Annotated in this window: 12 protein-coding genes; 9 read left to right on the top strand and 3 right to left on the bottom strand. The window is 54.0% G+C overall.

Features of this window, described 5'->3' with window-relative positions; all coding sequences use genetic code 11:
• Positions 1-122 precede the first annotated feature (122 nt).
• From KI379_RS08555 to nagE, 6 genes are all read left to right on the top strand, one after another.
• On the top strand, positions 123-1,916 hold the full coding sequence (locus KI379_RS08555) for a spore germination protein (protein ID WP_244879220.1): 1,794 nt from the start codon (positions 123-125) through the stop codon (positions 1,914-1,916).
• A gap of 48 nt (positions 1,917-1,964) precedes the next feature.
• A complete protein-coding gene (locus KI379_RS08560; RefSeq protein ID WP_212983288.1) occupies positions 1,965-3,182 on the top strand; it encodes a Ger(x)C family spore germination protein in 1,218 nt (405 codons plus the stop codon).
• A gap of 10 nt (positions 3,183-3,192) precedes the next feature.
• Positions 3,193-3,447 carry a hypothetical protein gene (locus KI379_RS08565; RefSeq protein WP_212983289.1) on the top strand — a complete coding sequence of 85 codons (255 nt, stop codon included), beginning with the start codon at positions 3,193-3,195 and terminating at the stop codon, positions 3,445-3,447.
• Positions 3,440-4,663, top strand: coding sequence for a GerAB/ArcD/ProY family transporter (locus KI379_RS08570; protein WP_212983290.1), 1,224 nt, complete (start codon positions 3,440-3,442; stop codon positions 4,661-4,663). Before KI379_RS08565 ends, KI379_RS08570 begins: the two co-directional genes overlap by 8 nt.
• 406 nt (positions 4,664-5,069) lie before the next feature.
• Positions 5,070-5,564, top strand: a complete 495-nt coding sequence (locus KI379_RS08575; RefSeq protein WP_212983291.1) for a PTS sugar transporter subunit IIA — start codon at positions 5,070-5,072, stop codon at positions 5,562-5,564.
• Positions 5,565-5,597: 33 nt separating this feature from the next.
• On the top strand, positions 5,598-7,064 hold the full coding sequence (nagE, locus tag KI379_RS08580; protein ID WP_089546643.1) for an N-acetylglucosamine-specific PTS transporter subunit IIBC: 1,467 nt from the start codon (positions 5,598-5,600) through the stop codon (positions 7,062-7,064).
• Positions 7,065-7,130: 66 nt separating this feature from the next.
• On the opposite strand, the gene KI379_RS08585 is transcribed toward nagE, so the two are convergent.
• From KI379_RS08585 to KI379_RS08595, 3 genes are read right to left on the bottom strand one after another with little or no spacing between them, the layout of a single operon-like run.
• Positions 7,131-7,556 (bottom strand): cytidine deaminase, encoded by a 426-nt coding sequence (locus tag KI379_RS08585; RefSeq protein WP_212983292.1) that lies wholly within the window; start codon positions 7,554-7,556, stop codon positions 7,131-7,133.
• A gap of 60 nt (positions 7,557-7,616) precedes the next feature.
• A complete protein-coding gene (locus tag KI379_RS08590; protein ID WP_212984651.1) occupies positions 7,617-8,978 on the bottom strand; it encodes a TrkH family potassium uptake protein in 1,362 nt (453 codons plus the stop codon).
• 37 nt (positions 8,979-9,015) lie between these two features.
• The gene (locus tag KI379_RS08595; RefSeq protein WP_212983293.1) at positions 9,016-10,020 is read right to left on the bottom strand and encodes a LacI family DNA-binding transcriptional regulator; all 1,005 of its coding nucleotides are present in this window, start codon (positions 10,018-10,020) and stop codon (positions 9,016-9,018) included.
• A 500-nt stretch (positions 10,021-10,520) separates the two neighbouring features.
• On the opposite strand from KI379_RS08595, the gene KI379_RS08600 reads away from it, so the two are divergent.
• From KI379_RS08600 to KI379_RS08610, 3 genes are all read left to right on the top strand, one after another.
• Positions 10,521-12,311, top strand: coding sequence for an L-fucose isomerase (locus KI379_RS08600; RefSeq protein ID WP_076167696.1), 1,791 nt, complete (start codon positions 10,521-10,523; stop codon positions 12,309-12,311).
• Between the two features lie 27 nt (positions 12,312-12,338).
• Complete coding sequence (locus KI379_RS08605) at positions 12,339-13,835, top strand: rhamnulokinase (protein WP_089546647.1); 1,497 nt, start codon at positions 12,339-12,341, stop codon at positions 13,833-13,835.
• A gap of 312 nt (positions 13,836-14,147) precedes the next feature.
• The gene (locus KI379_RS08610; protein WP_212983294.1) at positions 14,148-14,816 is read left to right on the top strand and encodes a class II aldolase/adducin family protein; all 669 of its coding nucleotides are present in this window, start codon (positions 14,148-14,150) and stop codon (positions 14,814-14,816) included.
• The last annotated feature ends 391 nt before the right edge of the window (positions 14,817-15,207 follow it).

The following is a 15,207-nucleotide window of genomic DNA, read 5'->3' on the forward strand; positions in this document are numbered from 1 at the left end:
CCGTATTTAAGCAGCGCAGGGTGTACCCTGCGTTTTTTTGTGCTTGCATGGAGACCGACTTGGATGAAATTACCCTGACTTGGAAAGTATAAGCATCATAAATAGACAAGGTGGAGACCCGGATGGTCGGCAAAAAGAAATCCCGTAATGCTTCAACACAACAGCAGCCTTCAAACCGGGCTGGGAAGAACGGCGCACCGTATCAGGAATCCGCGGGGACGGATCCGGCAGAGCTGCACCCGGACAGGCTGTCCTCTGATTTAAAAAGCAATCTGGATCGTTTGAAAAGGGACATGGGAGGAAGCGGTGATATAGTCATCCGTGAAATCCTTGCCCGGAACTTCGGCAGGAAAGTTGCTTTTGTATATGTTGACGGTCTGGTAGACCCGACATCGGTTTCGGAGTTTGCGATTGAAACTGTCTTGAACGAAATCAAGCAGTTCGCATCGGAAGCAGAGCTTGTAGAAGCATGGGAATTGGAGCGGGATGCGGAGGAAGGACGAAAAGAAGGCGAAGCCCGATACGAGGCCGAAGACGAGCTCGAAGAAGATTCTCATGGTGGGTATAGAGGCATAACGTCAGAAGAAGACAGGAAATTTTTGCAGCAGTTCAAGGAAAAGGCGCTGGCCGCCGGTGAGATTTACCAGATCTCTGATTGGAGCAAGCTGTACCTGCATCTGCTGTCCGGAGATACGCTGCTTTTTATCGATCGGATTGGCAGTGCGGTTATCGCCAGCACCAAAGGCGGAGAACGGCGGAGCGTCACCGAGCCGGAGTCGCAGACGGTCATCCGAGGCCCGCGCGAAGGCTTTACGGAATCGCTTCGAACGAACACGGCGCTGCTCAGAAGGAAAATCAAAAGTCCCAATCTGTGGCTGGAAGAAATGCAGCTGGGGAGAGTGACGCAAACCGACGTAGGCATCATGTATATTCACGGTATCGTGGACGAAAAAAATGTGGACGAGGTCCGGAAGCGTCTCTCTGTCATTGATATCGACGGCGTCCTGGAGTCGGGGTATATTGAGGAGCTTCTCGAAAATACGAATAAGACGATTTTTCCAACCATCTATCACAGCGAACGTCCTGACGTGATCGCCGCAAGCCTGCTGGAAGGCCGGATAGCGATCCTAGTTGACGGAACCCCGTTTGTTCTGCTGCTTCCTTCCACCTTTAATATGTTCTTTCAGGCGGCGGAAGACTATTACAACCGGTTTGATGTGGGGAGTTTAATTCGGTTTCTGCGATACTTCTCGTTTCTCATCGGCCTGCTGCTTCCTTCCTTTTATGTGGCCATCATCGGATTTCACCAAGAGATGATTCCGACTTCCTGGCTGCTGAAGCTGGCAGTGCAGCGGGAGGGGGTTCCTTTTCCCGCCTTTGTCGAGGCCTTTATCATGGAAACGGTTTTTGAAATTTTGCGGGAAGCCGGCGTGCGGATGCCCCGGTCCGTCGGGAACACCATTTCGATCGTGGGGGGCCTGGTACTGGGGCAGGCCGCAGTCGAAGCCGGGATCGTCTCCCCGGTCGTCGTTATCGTCGTATCGCTGACGGCCATTGCGAGTTTCGTGTCCCCGGCCTATAACATCGGGATTGCCGCACGGATGCTCCGTTTTGTCATGCTGATTGCGGCATCGATGTTTGGTATCTACGGGATTGCCTGTATGCTGCTGATCCTTGTTCTGCATCTATGCAGTCTTAAGTCTCTTAATGTTCCTTATTTGGCTCCGTATGCGCCGATGATCTATCCGGATATGAAAGATTCAATGCTGCGCATGCCTCAGGATTATATGAAGAAGAGACCTAAGCTGATCAGCAGGAATAACCCGGTCCGGTTCCGGGAAGGCGCGATGGGCAATCAACAGGCGGACAGGGACGAGAATGAGCCGCATCAAACACAGGATCCGAGCGAAGTGTAACCGGATTAATGTATTCGAGATTTGGCCATGAAGGGAGAGAGCGCTGATATGTTTCAACGGATCTGCCATATCACTATATGTCTGGTGCTCTTGCTGTCCCTGTCAGGCTGCTGGGATATCAAGTTTCTGGACCAGCTCTCCATCGTTTTGGGAATTGGACTGGACGAAGATCCCGACAATCCGGATAACATACTCGTGACTCTACAGGTGGTGGTGCCCAGCCAGGCTTCGGAGAGCAGTCCGGGCGGAGGCGGTGGAACCAGCGGCATTCCGGTGACGAAATATATCGGAAGGGGAAAGACGTTTCTGGATGCATTGCAGAATATGGATAATGTCGCGCCGCGCCGGTTTTACTTCGCCCACAACCAAATGATGATTATCGGTGAGGATTTGGCGAAAAAAGGGGTTGACGATTTATTCGATTTGATTGACCGGGACCCGGAAATCCGGATCGATTTTTCTATGCTTGTCGCGAAACACGGGACAGCGGCCCAAGTATTGGAAACTTTGACGAACATGGAGAAATTGCCGGTGAAGCAATTGTACAAAACGCTAGAAAGCTACAATAAGCGGGCCAGCGCAGCCTATCCCGTCAGTATGAAGGATTTTATTCTCACATTGGACAATCCCATGGCAATGGCCGTCACCGGCAGCGTTGAGTTTGTCGGTGATCCTGAAAAGGCGGGAACGAAGGAAAATGTAGAGAAGATTTCACCTGACGGCTATTTGCGAATCGGAAATATGGCTGTGTTCAAAAACGGAAAGCTGGTGGGTTATTTGAACCAAAGCGAATCCAAGGGGCTTGCCATCATCAAAAATAAAGTGCAGCGGCTTGTCGTACCGATTCCCGTTGAGGATGGAAAGGTACATGTCGCGATCCTTCACAGCAAGGCCTCGGTGAAAGCCCGGTTCAGCCGGGGCAAGCCTGAAGTCGTCATCCATATCAAGCAGAAGGCGAATGTGTTTGATGTGAACAGCCACAAAGTCAAGGTGGATAAAAAGGAAACGATCAGCTGGCTGGAAAAAGAAGCCGAACAGCAGGTTATCAAGATGGTGAACGGCACCATTTCGACCCTTCAGCATGAACTGGACAGTGATGCTCTGGGATATGGGAACCTGGTATATAAGGCCAGCCCGTCATACTGGAAAGCCAATAAGAAAGAATGGGACACGCTGTTCCCCGAAATCCGGACGGTCGTAAGTGCCGATATGGAGATCTATTCGACGGGAGTCCGCAATCAATCCTATCTGCAAAATATGAAGTGAGGTGTTTCTTATGGGTCCCGATTATATCATTACTGCAGCCATCTTTGTGGCTGTGATCCTGAATTTTATTGCGCTCAGGCGGAAGGCGTCAAAAAAGGAACTATGGATTTCAACGACGATCATGCTGTTCGGTGGGTTTTTGTATATCATGCTGATCATGGACATCCCGCTGCCGTCTTTTGTGATCGTGATGGGCCATGTTTTCGGACCTATCGCCAAGCCGGTCATGCAATGGGTGTCGGAGGGCAAGGTGATCCATGGATAAGGGCAAAATTTCGGCTCTGCAGTTTGCTTTGCTGATGTATTTGTATATTATCGGCACGGCCGCGCTCGTTCAGCCGCATACGCTTGTGTCCATTGCTGGACAAGACGCCTGGTTCAGCGTCATCATTGTTGGAATCATTCAGCTCGGTCTCATTACGCTCTATATGAAACTCGGTTTTCGGTATCCGAAACAGACGATTATCGAGTACGGCCGCGTACTGACTGGTAAATGGTTCGGTTCGGCCATAGCAGTCGTATATATGTTTTATTTTTTGATTTTGACTGCCTATGTGGCACGGAATATCGGCAATTTTATCGGTTCGGTCGTACTCCCTCAAACGCCGCTGGTTGTTAATATGGTGGTTATCTTGATCCCGGTGCTTTACGGCTGCTATTTAGGGATTGAAGTCATTGGAAGGACGGGGGAAATTTTGTATCCATGGGCGATGGGCGTTTTTGTCATTACAGCGCTGCTCTTGATTCCTAAAATGCATCCGGGCGAGCTGTTTCCGATGTTTCCCGAAGGGGTAATGCCGGCGATTAAGGCGGGTTATCCGCTGCTAGGTTTCCCTTCGCTGGAAATTTCCATCTGCCTCCTGCTGATCCCGTTTGTACAAAACCAGCAAAAAATAAAAAAATATTTTTATGTCACCAGCGTGGGGACTCTGATCTCCGGCGCACTGCTCAGCGTAATCACGATCATGGTGCTTGGCGTGGACATGACGGCCCGATCTCCTTATGCTGTCTATGACGTGGCACGCGAGATCCGGATTGAGCGGGTGTTGGAACGGGCAGAGGTCATTGTGGGCATTATCTGGCTGATTACATCGTTCATGAAGCTTCTGATTTGCTTCTATGGTACTGTGATTACAACCGTGCAGTGCTTTGACGTAATAAATTACAAGAGCTTGGTGATTCCCTTTTTCTTTTTGCTGCTGCCGTTGTCCCTTTGGGTTCTTCGGAATACGGCGGAGCTGGAATGGTCCGGAATTGTTTACCCGATGATGGCGGTGTTCCCGGGATTCGTTATACCGGCAGCGCTGCTGATCGTTGGGAATTTTCGCAGTCGGAATAAGCAAGGTTCGGAAGCGCAGACACCGCCGCAGTCACAGTCACAACCGCAATCACAACCGCAATCACAACCGCAATCACAGCCGCAGTTGCAGCCTCAGTCACAGATGCAGGCGCAATCGCAGCCGTATCCACAGCCTGAGTAACAATCCAGAATAAGGGCTTATCGACCAGGATACAAAATTGAATAGATTGGCTATTGACGTATCGCTGTATCTTGTTTTAATATAGGCACATAAGTGAATACTTGAAATTGGCGTGTTACCTTAACATTGGGCATGAGCCAAGAATCGATTCCTGCGTGGAGTCTATTCTTGGCTTTTTTTGTTGGTCTTTTGGGGAGGAGTGTGTGGCATTGAAGGGAGCTCCCAACGTTTTGAAATCGCTTCCGTTTCAAAGGTTATGTTCTCAGGCAGCTTCCAACCGCAAGCATATACCAGGTTCCACATAGTTCATCCGTTCCTGGACATAATGGAAAAGATCCTTTTTTCATAGCCCGGATGATGACAACCGATCGGAGATTCACGCAGATTTCGTCAAGGAGGAATATTCATGTTTTCAAAATGGAAATCCAAAAAACAGCAAACGTTAGAGATTACGTCCCCGCTTACGGGTACGGCAGTACCGCTTGATCAGGTCCCGGATGAAGCTTTTGCAGGCGGACATATGGGCAAAGGGCTCGCCATTGAGCCTGCCGACGGCAAGCTGATCGCTCCGTTTGACGGTGTCGTGGCTCACGTGATCAAGTCCAAGCATGCGGTCATTGTAGAGCATGAGAACGGCCTGCAGTTCCTGTTTCATATCGGCATTAACACAGTAGGGCTGAAAGGCAGCGGATTTACAAGCCATGTCAACACGGGAGACAAGGTGAAGGCGGGGCAAACGCTGATCGAATTCGACATGGAGGCGATTCGCGCGGCAGGTCTGCCGACCGTAACGCCAGTCATTATCACGAACAGCGAAGACAAAGTGGAGCAGATGGAAACGAAGCTGGGGGCGGTAACCGCCGGACAGTCCGAAATCCTGAGCGTTACGCTTAAATCCTAAAGCTACTTTCGAACGAGAAAGGGATGACAGAACATGCTAGCATTTCTGCAAAAAATCGGGAAGTCGCTGATGCTTCCGGTGGCGACGCTGCCGGCGGCGGCGATTCTGATGCGTTTTGGCAACATCGACTATATTAAGGACTTCCACCTGGGCAACCAGGTGGGATGGTTCCTGAACCACTACATTGCACCGTTTCTGGATGCCGGCGGATCGACGATCTTCGATAACCTGCCGCTCATCTTTGCCGTCGGGGTGGCTATCGGATTGACGGGTGACGCTGTCGCTGCGCTCTCTGCCGTCATCGGCCACATTATTCTCTTAAAGGTGCTGGTTAAGGTACCGCTTGCGTTTACGACTGTTATGGATAAAGGCGCGGAGCTTAACACAGGGGTTCTCGGAGGCATCATCGTCGGTCTGATTTCCGCCTTTTTATACAACCGTTTTCATAAAATCAAGCTGCCGGACTGGCTCGGATTTTTCGGCGGCAAACGCTTTGTGCCGATTATTACGTCCGTCACGATGGTATTCGTCGGCATCGTTCTCGGCCTCATCTGGGGGCCAATCCAGGACGTGCTGGATACGTTCGGCCGCTGGATCGTCAGCCTCGGAGGAATCGGCAGCGCGGTATATTTGATCGCAAACCGCCTGCTCGTTCCGTTCGGCCTGCACCATATTATCAACTCGATCGTCTGGTTCCAGATCGGGGATTATACCGACGCGGCAGGTAAGGTCGTTCACGGCGACCTGTACCGGTTCTTTGCGGGAGACAAATCCGCGGGCATGTTCATGACCGGCTTCTTCCCGATTATGATGTTTGGCCTGCCGGCAGCGGCACTAGCTATTATCCATACCGCCAAGAAGGAGAAGCGCAAGGCGGTGGCCTCAATCTTTATCGGTGCCGCAGTCGCTTCATTCCTGACAGGGATCACGGAACCGCTTGAATTTGCATTCATGTTCGTCGCTCCTGTACTATATGGTATACATGCAGTGCTGGCGGGGGTGGCCGGTTACGTGATGTATGCGCTGGGCGTGAAGCTCGGCTTCGGATTCTCGGCCGGATTTATCGACTATGCGCTGAACTATCCGCTGTCCACCAAGCCGCTGCTGCTCATTCCGGTAGGTCTGGTCTTCGCGGTCGTGTACTACGTCCTGTTCCGGGTGATGATCGTGAAGCTCAACCTGAAAACGCCGGGTCGGGAGGATGATGTTCAGGTGGCGGACGAAGCAATAGAAGGCGGCGCAGCAGATGCGGGCGTTGCGGCATCGGACAGCAAGGCAGCCAGAGTGCTCGCAAATATCGGGGGCACGGACAACATCGAGAGTATCGATGCATGCATTACCCGTCTGCGTCTTGTCGTCAAAGACGAGTCGGTCGTCAACGATCAAGGACTGAAGCAGCTCGGCGCTTCCGGCGTCATGCGGCTTGGCAAAGGCGCCGTCCAGGTGGTGTTCGGACCGCAGTCCGAGGTGCTGAAGGATGAAATTCAGAAGCTGATGTAATGAAGTCGGCGGTATGACAAAGAGGCTCCCCATGAAGGGGAGCCTCTTTTGGCATTCGGCAGTGCATCAGGACGTCGTCCATTTTTCTTTCAGATCGTCATAAGCAGTGCTCCAGTGATACGGCTGAATTTCCGCCAACGTTTTGAAGACGAGCTCGCCGCCCGGGACCGTGACGGCGCATTTCACGTCTGGACCCCAATAAAATAAACGTTCCTGGCACACCCCGCAAGGAGAGAGCACCTTGTACGGCGACATCTCGTCATCCCGTGCCAAGCAGATGGAATGCGTTACTTTCTTGTTCAGCTTGTGGGCTTCTAATATAGCGCCCGTCTCCATACACAGATGAGTGGAGTCGTTGATGACTTCGGGAGCCACGCTGGTGAGGATCGTTCCGTCTATAAGACGGACGGCTGCAGCACCGCCCCAGCCTGTCGGATACCTTTTTCTGATAAGTTCAATAACTTCATCATACATTTGTTGCTCAATACTCATATTGACAGCCTCATCTCCAAAAATTGCAATCCCCGCATAAGGTTGAGACCCGCAACGGGTTTAACCGATAATGATTTTCCCTTCCGGATGATTGTACGGCTCCTTCTTGTTGTCCCGGGTCAGCGCGTACGCAAGGGTAAGCGGACCCAATCGGCCCAGGTACATCAGGCAGATCACCCATACCTTGCCGAAGGGGCTGAGCTCGGTGGTCAGTCCCATGGAGATGCCTGTCGTGCCGAAGGCCGAAGCCGATTCAAACAGGATTGACATAAAATCATGGTCTTCCGTCACCGACAGCAGCATGGCAAACAGGATGATCAGCAGAATGGAAAGGAGCGTCAGCGTGATGGCTTTGTACACCACATCCTTGGCGATCCGTTTGCGGAACAGGACGACATCCTCCCGACCGCGGATCATAGCATGCACGGCACCGAGGAGCAGCACAAACGTCGTAATTTTGATGCCGCCTCCGGTCGAGCCGGGAGCTGCGCCGATGAACATCAACAGGATCATGAAGAACTGCGTTGACTGGTGAAGGCCGCCGATATCGACCGTATTGACACCGCCGGAGCGGGTCGTCACCGATTGGAACAGCGAAGCCCAAATCTTGCCACCTGTATTAAGCGGACCCAACGTTCGCGGATTGTTGACCTCCATCAGGAAAATGATGAGGCCGCCGACGAAGACAAGCACCGCCGTCGCGCTGAGCACAACCTTGCTGTGCAGTGAGATTTTGCGGACCTTCGGGTATTCCAGCAGGTCTGACAGGACGATAAAGCCGATCCCGCCCAGAAAAATAAGTGCCATCAGGACGATATTCATATACGGGTCGCTCACGAAGGAGGCCATACCGCTGAACGGTCCCTGCACGCTTCCCATCAAATCGAATCCGGCGTTGTTAAACAGCGAGATGCTGTGATAGACACCGAAATAGACGGCCTTGCCCGGCGGCAGAGAAAGGGAGAAGACATAATGGACCGCAAGCAGCAGTGCCCCCGCCACTTCGATCAGCAGGGAATACAGAATAACCTTCTTGACCAGCCGGACTACGCCGTCGATGGTGCCGTGGTTCAGCGCTTCCTGCAAAACCAGCCGCTCTCTCAGCGAAATCCGCTTATTCAGCACGAGCGCGATCAGCGTTGCCATCGTCATGAAGCCGATGCCGCCGACTTGGACCAGTAGCAGAATGACGGTTTGTCCGAACACGGAAAAAGCCGTTCCCGTGTCGACGACCGTAAGGCCGGTCACGCAGGCGGCTGAAGTTGCCGTGAACAGCGCGTTCAGGGGCCCGATCGAGATGCCGGTAGCCGAGGCTGCCGGCAGCGTCAGAAGCAGGGTCCCGGCAGCGATCATGATCAGAAACCCGAATACCAGAATTTTGGGGGGCGTGAGCAGCCGTTTGGACCAATGCCCCCGGGTCATGCTTTTTTGTAAAATGAAACTCACCTCTTGCTGTGACTTAGATAGGTTTGGCAGACGAGCGGATCACCAGCTCCGACGGCAAAATTACCTTGCGGGACTCCGGAACCGAGCTGCCCCGAATCCGCTCCACCAGCAGCTGTATGCCCATGGCGCCAAACTGGTAAGCCGGCTGTGCCGCCACCGTCAGAAACGGGTCCAGCGCCGACGAGAGATCGAGGTCGTCAAAGCAAACGACGGAGATGTCCTCCGGCACCCGGATGCCGCGCTCACGCAGATCCCGGATTACACCGACCGCCAATACGTTGTTGGCCGCAAAAATCGCGGTCGGAGGGGAAGGCTGCTCGAGCAGCTGCTCCAGATGATCATCCGCATGGTAATCGCGGTAGTTCTGGTGGATGATGAGCGTCTCATCCAACGGGATGCCCTGAAGGGCCAACGCCTCCGCGTATCCCTCATAACGGAGCCGGGCCGTAGAGACGTCGAGTGAGCCGTTGACAAGCGCGATGCGGCGATGGCCCAGCCCGATCAGGTAATCGACAAGCTTCCGGGCGCCTTCCTTGCTGTCTCCGCAGATCATATCCGACTCGATTCCGGGCACCGCCCGGTCCATAATGACGAACGGGATGTTGTGAGCCCGCAGCTTCTCGAGATTTTTCAGCGACAGGTCCCCTGCAGGAGCAAACAGCACGCCATCGACCCGCGTGGACAGGATCATGTCGACATAATCCTTTTCCTTCGCGTAATCCTCGTCACTGTTGCCGAACAGAAGGCGGTAGCCGTACTGTTTGGCACCGTCTTCGGCACCGCGGGCCAGGCTCGTATAGAACGGGTTGGTGATGTCCGTGATGAGCAGGGACAGAATTTGGGTCTGCTGCAGGACAAGGCTCCGGGCATTTGAATTCGGTATGTAATTAAGTTCTTCCATCACTTTTTTGACTTTGCGGCGTGTCTCCTCACTGATCCGCCCGGTGTTGTTGATGACCTTGGAGACCGTCATGGCCGAGACGTTGGCCATTTGCGCTATATCGTAAATTGTTACCAATGTAAACCCCTCTTTGCTGTATATTCTATCAGAACCGCCCAGATAAAAGAAAATACGGATTGACAGTAATCGCTTTCATTGTTATTTTAAAGTTACCGATAACTCATTATACATTTTTTTGAGCATTTGACCCAGCATCAATGCAGCAGATCCAATTCAAGCAATCATGCAAGGCGTTTTGTACCTGGAGCTTAGGACGATCTAAAGAGCGGACGAGGCAGCGGGACCGGTATGTCATATAGAGCAGCAGCGTTGAAATTTCAGGAAAGCAGCCTTCTTTTTTTGAAGAGATCAGCACGTGTTTCGGTTTTGTGACGGTGCTCCGATCGATCCATGTCGCTTTCCTTCAGGCTTGTTCTGTATTCCCAAAATGCATGCCGATTGACGTTTTTCATAGGAACGACGGATTGGAAGGCTGTATATTTTTTTATTTTAGGGTTACCGGTAACCCAATCGTAAGCAATGAGAAATCATAAGAAAAGCTGAGGAGGAAACAAACGATGTCCAACCAGAATGAAAGATGGAAGCACGGCTTCCCCAAGATCGGCATCCGGCCGACGATCGACGGCAGACGGAAGGGGGTTCGGGAGTCCCTGGAGGATATGACGATGAATCTGGCGAAGTCGGTCGCTGCTTTTCTGGGCGAACAGCTTCGCTACCCTGACGGCTCTCCGGTAGAATGCGTCATTGCGGACACCTGCATCGGAGGCGTGGCGGAAGCGGCGGCTTGCGCCGACAAATTCGCCAAAGCCGGCGTAGGCGTATCCATCACCGTGACGCCATGCTGGTGCTACGGTACGGAAACGATGGACATGGATCCTTCGATTCCGAAGGCGGTATGGGGATTCAACGGTACGGAAAGACCGGGAGCGGTCTATTTGGCCGCCGTATTGTCTGCCCATGCGCAGAAGGGACTTCCGGCGTTCGGCATTTACGGGCGTGACGTGCAGGATCTGAACGATCCTTCGATTCCTGCCGACGTGCAGGAGAAGCTGCTGCGTTTTGCCAGAGCCGGTCTGGCTGCTGCAACGATGAAGGGCAAATCCTACCTGGCCATCGGCTCGGTGTCGATGGGCATCGCCGGCTCGATGATCGATCCGGACTTCTTCCAGGAATATTTGGGCATGCGCAACGAGTACGTGGACATGTCGGAAATTACGCGGCGGATCGAAGAGGAGATTTACGATCCGGAAGAGTTCAAGCTGGCCATGGCTTGGGTGAAGGAGAACTGCAATGAGGGGCCGGACAACAATCCTGAAGCGATCCGGACTTCGCGCGAGAAGAAGGATAAGGACTGGGAGACGGTTGTCAAAATGACGCAGATCGTACGCGACCTGATGGTGGGCAATCCGCGTCTGGCTGAGCTCGGCTTTGAAGAAGAGGCCATGGGCCATCACGCGATCGTGTCCGGCTTCCAGGGACAGCGGCAGTGGACAGACCACTTCCCGAACGGTGACTTCCATGAAGCGATTCTGAATTCCTCGTTCGACTGGAACGGCATCCGGGCGCCTTATTTGGTGGCTACCGAAAATGACAGCCTGAACGGCGTATCGATGCTCTTCGGATACCTGCTGACGAATACCGCCCAAATCTTTGCCGACGTCCGTACATACTGGAGTCCCGACGCGGTGAAACGGGTGACCGGTCATGAGCTCGGCGGAGCCGCGGCGAACGGCCTCTTGCATTTGATTAACTCCGGACCGGCGGCGCTGGATGGTACCGGGGAGCAGATGAAGGACGGCAAGCCTGCCTTGAAGCCGTTCTGGGAAATTACGCAGGAGGACGCGGACAACTGCCTCAAGGCCACGTCCTGGCGCCCGGCGGCAGTGGAATATTTCCGCGGGGGCGGCTTCTCGTCCGACTTCCTGACGCGCGGCGGCATGCCGGTAACGATGTCCAGGCTGAACCTGGTCAAAGGGCTTGGTCCTGTCCTGCAAATTGCCGAAGGATATACGGTCGACCTTCCTGAGGAAGTGCATGACAAGCTGGATCAGCGGACCGACCCGACGTGGCCGACCACCTGGTTTGCCCCGAACCTGACGGGCGAGGGAGCGTTCAAAGACGTGTATTCCGTGATGGATCACTGGGGAGCCAACCACGGTGCGATCAGCTACGGACATATCGGCGCGGACCTGATCACACTGGCTTCGATCCTGCGCATTCCGGTGAGCATGCACAACGTTTCGGAAGAGCAGGTATTCCGTCCGAGAGCCTGGGGGCTGTTCGGAACAAGCGATCCGGAGGGAGCGGACTTCCGGGCCTGCCAAAACTTCGGACCGCTGTACAAGTAAGCATTTTCTACGGGCGAGGTGAGGCTAATGGGTTCGCAATCCTTACACATGCTGGCGGTGGATTTCGGGGCAAGCAGCGGACGCGCCGTGACGGGTGCATTCAATGGCCGAACGCTGACCGTTAACGAGGTGCATCGTTTCAGTAACGAACCGGTTCGTCTCGGGGACCATTTCCACTGGGATTTTCTGCGGCTGTTCCATGAGCTGAAGCAGGGCATTCACGCTTCCCGGCGGATGGCGGGCGGTGCCCCGGTATCGGTGGCGGTGGACACCTGGGGTGTTGATTACGGCTTGGTGGATGCCAAGGGGAGACTGGCCGGCAACCCTTATCATTATCGGGACCTGCGGACAGAGCAGGTCATGCCGGAAGTGTTCTCGGCGATTCCGGAAAAAGAATTGTTCCGGATGACCGGCATCCGCTCCTCCTCGATCAACACGATTTATCAGCTGTATGCCGAGGAGAAGGTCCGCTCCGGCTATGGGGCGGACGGGTTAAAAATGCTGATGATGCCGGATCTGTTCCATTACTATTTGTCTGGCGTCATGGCCAATGAATATACGATTGCCAGCACGAGCGGACTGCTCGATCCGCGCAGCCGTACATGGCATAGCGGCATTCTGAACACGCTGTCCATTCCGGAATCGCTGTTCTCGGAGATCGTGATGCCGGGAACGATGCTGGGACAGCTGCGGCAGGACATCCGCGAGGAGCTGCAGGTGCCGGACATGGCGGTGATCGCCGCGGCGGGCCACGACACGGCGGCCGCGGTGGCGTCCGTTCCGGCGGGGGCTGCCCCGTATGCCTTCATCAGCTCCGGAACCTGGTCGCTGATGGGCATCGAGCTCGATCAGCCGGCGCTCAGCGATTACAGCCGGGACAGCCTCTTCAGCAATGAAGGGGGAGCGGGCGGCAAAATCCGGCTGCTCAAGAACATCATGGGGCTGTGGCTGCTGCAGGAGTGCCGTCGCACGTGGGCGCTGGAAGGCACGCCGCTCACGTACGACGAGCTGACCGAGCTGGCGCTGTCGGCACCGGAGAACGGCAGCTATATCGACGCTGCCGACGCCGTCTTCCTGCCGCCGGGCGGCATGCCGCAGCGGATCCGCGAATACTGCCGGGACAGCGGGCAGAAGGTGCCGGAATCCCGCGCGGCCATCGTCCGCTGCATTGTCGAAAGTCTGGCGCTTCAATACCGCCAGACGCTGGACGAAATCGAGAAGCTCGCCGGAGAGCGGATGGAGCATATTCATATCGTCGGCGGCGGCATCCAGAACCGGCTGCTGTGCCAGCTGACGGCCAACGTTACCGGCCGTCCGGTGATTGCCGGGCCGGTGGAAGCCACGGCCATCGGCAATCTGATGATGCAGGCGCTGGCGCACGGCGAAGTGAAGGACCTTGCCGAGATCCGGCAGGTCGTTCTTGAATCCTTTCCGCCGGAAACCTACCTGCCGGAGGATGCGGCGATGTGGGAGGAACGCTACCAGCAGTACGTGAAGCTTTTTAAACGTCAAGAGACGGTATAAGTGTGTGTTCAAAAAGGTCGGTTTTCAGCACCGAGAAGATTGGATGAAGCTAGGGACTGAGGAGCAGAGCGTACGTGTGGGTACGTGAGCACCGGAAGGCCCGGCTGAATTCAAGATTCGATGCCGAATCAGCTTCCCGATTTACTTCGTGTTAGATATAGAATTTATTCGTTATCAGCAGAGCTGATGAAATTCTATATCGCAAGAAAACCTACATTTTAATCGCGGTCATTCATCCTTGATTGGCCTCGATTGGTTTTCTTATCAAAAGCGGACTTTTTGAACAACCTCTATAAAGGAGAGTGGAGAGAAATGACTGTGCAACTTGAACAGCAAGTCAGGGAAGAGTTGACCAAGTATGCCCGGAAAACCGTAGCCAAAGGGCTGGTAGTGGGACCGGGCGGGAACATTAGCGCGAAAGCGGGTAACATTATGCTGCTGTCTCCGAGCGGGTTTGCACTCGAAGACATTGAGCCGGAGCAGTGGATCCGGGTGGAGATCGACTCCGGCAACGTGCTGGATCAAGAGGTGCGGCCGTCATCAGAGGTACTGATGCATCTGTTTGCCTACCGGGTCAATCCGGATATCCAGGCGATCGTGCATACCCATCCGGCCCACTGCATCGCGTTGACGCTGGTCTCGAAGGAGCTGCCGATGCTGTTCCCGGACCAGGCCGCGCTTGTTGGCGACATCGCCTTTGTGCCCTACGTGCTGCCGACGACCGATCTGCTGGCCAATGCGGTCGCGGAGAAAGTCGGGGATAACAACTCGATTTTGCTCGAAAATCATGGACTCGTGACGACCGGGAAAAATCTGCGCGAAGCGTACTACCGGACCGAAGTGGTGGAAGAAAGCGCGAAGGTATACCTCGCCGCCAAGGCGGTGGGCGAGCCGAAAGTGCTGACCGACGCCGAGTACAAAGAGATTCAGTCGCTCGAAAGCGAAGCCTACCGGGTGCAGCTCTTGCAGAAAATGAAGTGATATCCGGCTCTTGACATCGGTCTTGATCATCCTGTAAAGTATGGAAAAAACAAACCATGGTTTGTCAAATTTTCAAAGCGATGATCAAGAGTAACAGTTCATGAGGACCGGCGTTTTCCAGAGAAGAAACCCCCTGGCTGAAAGGTTTCCGCGCACGGACATGAGCTTCCCGTCTTGTAGCTGCCGTGATGAAAGAATCTGCAGGTTCGAGTATTCATGGCCGGGTGATCCCGTTATGTTGCCAATTAAGGACTGCCGTGCTTGCGGTGGTTGAATACAGGGTGGTACCACGAACACATTCGTCCCTTCAGGACGGATGTGTTTTTTGTTGTTTGAGATTGAGTTTGTGTTTGTCGCGAATATGTGCTGCATTAAAAGATACGAGGAGGCT

The organism is Paenibacillus cineris, from assembly GCF_018333335.1.
GTDB lineage: Bacteria > Bacillota > Bacilli > Paenibacillales > Paenibacillaceae > Paenibacillus_AQ > Paenibacillus_AQ favisporus.

Excerpts from the sequence above, each read along its gene's own strand:
- KI379_RS08605 (WP_089546647.1), top strand. The coding sequence starts at position 12,339 with ATGGGTTCGCAATCCTTACACATGCTGGCGGTGGATTTCGGGGCAAGC.
- KI379_RS08575 (WP_212983291.1), top strand. The coding sequence starts at position 5,070 with ATGTTTTCAAAATGGAAATCCAAAAAACAGCAAACGTTAGAGATTACG.
- KI379_RS08555 (WP_244879220.1), top strand. The coding sequence starts at position 123 with ATGGTCGGCAAAAAGAAATCCCGTAATGCTTCAACACAACAGCAGCCT.
- KI379_RS08570 (WP_212983290.1), top strand. The coding sequence starts at position 3,440 with ATGGATAAGGGCAAAATTTCGGCTCTGCAGTTTGCTTTGCTGATGTAT.
- KI379_RS08565 (WP_212983289.1), top strand. The coding sequence starts at position 3,193 with ATGGGTCCCGATTATATCATTACTGCAGCCATCTTTGTGGCTGTGATC.
- KI379_RS08560 (WP_212983288.1), top strand. The coding sequence starts at position 1,965 with ATGTTTCAACGGATCTGCCATATCACTATATGTCTGGTGCTCTTGCTG.
- KI379_RS08590 (WP_212984651.1), bottom strand. The coding sequence starts at position 8,978 with ATGACCCGGGGGCATTGGTCCAAACGGCTGCTCACGCCCCCCAAAATT.
- nagE (WP_089546643.1), top strand. The coding sequence starts at position 5,598 with ATGCTAGCATTTCTGCAAAAAATCGGGAAGTCGCTGATGCTTCCGGTG.
- KI379_RS08610 (WP_212983294.1), top strand. The coding sequence starts at position 14,148 with ATGACTGTGCAACTTGAACAGCAAGTCAGGGAAGAGTTGACCAAGTAT.
- KI379_RS08585 (WP_212983292.1), bottom strand. The coding sequence starts at position 7,556 with ATGAGTATTGAGCAACAAATGTATGATGAAGTTATTGAACTTATCAGA.
- KI379_RS08600 (WP_076167696.1), top strand. The coding sequence starts at position 10,521 with ATGTCCAACCAGAATGAAAGATGGAAGCACGGCTTCCCCAAGATCGGC.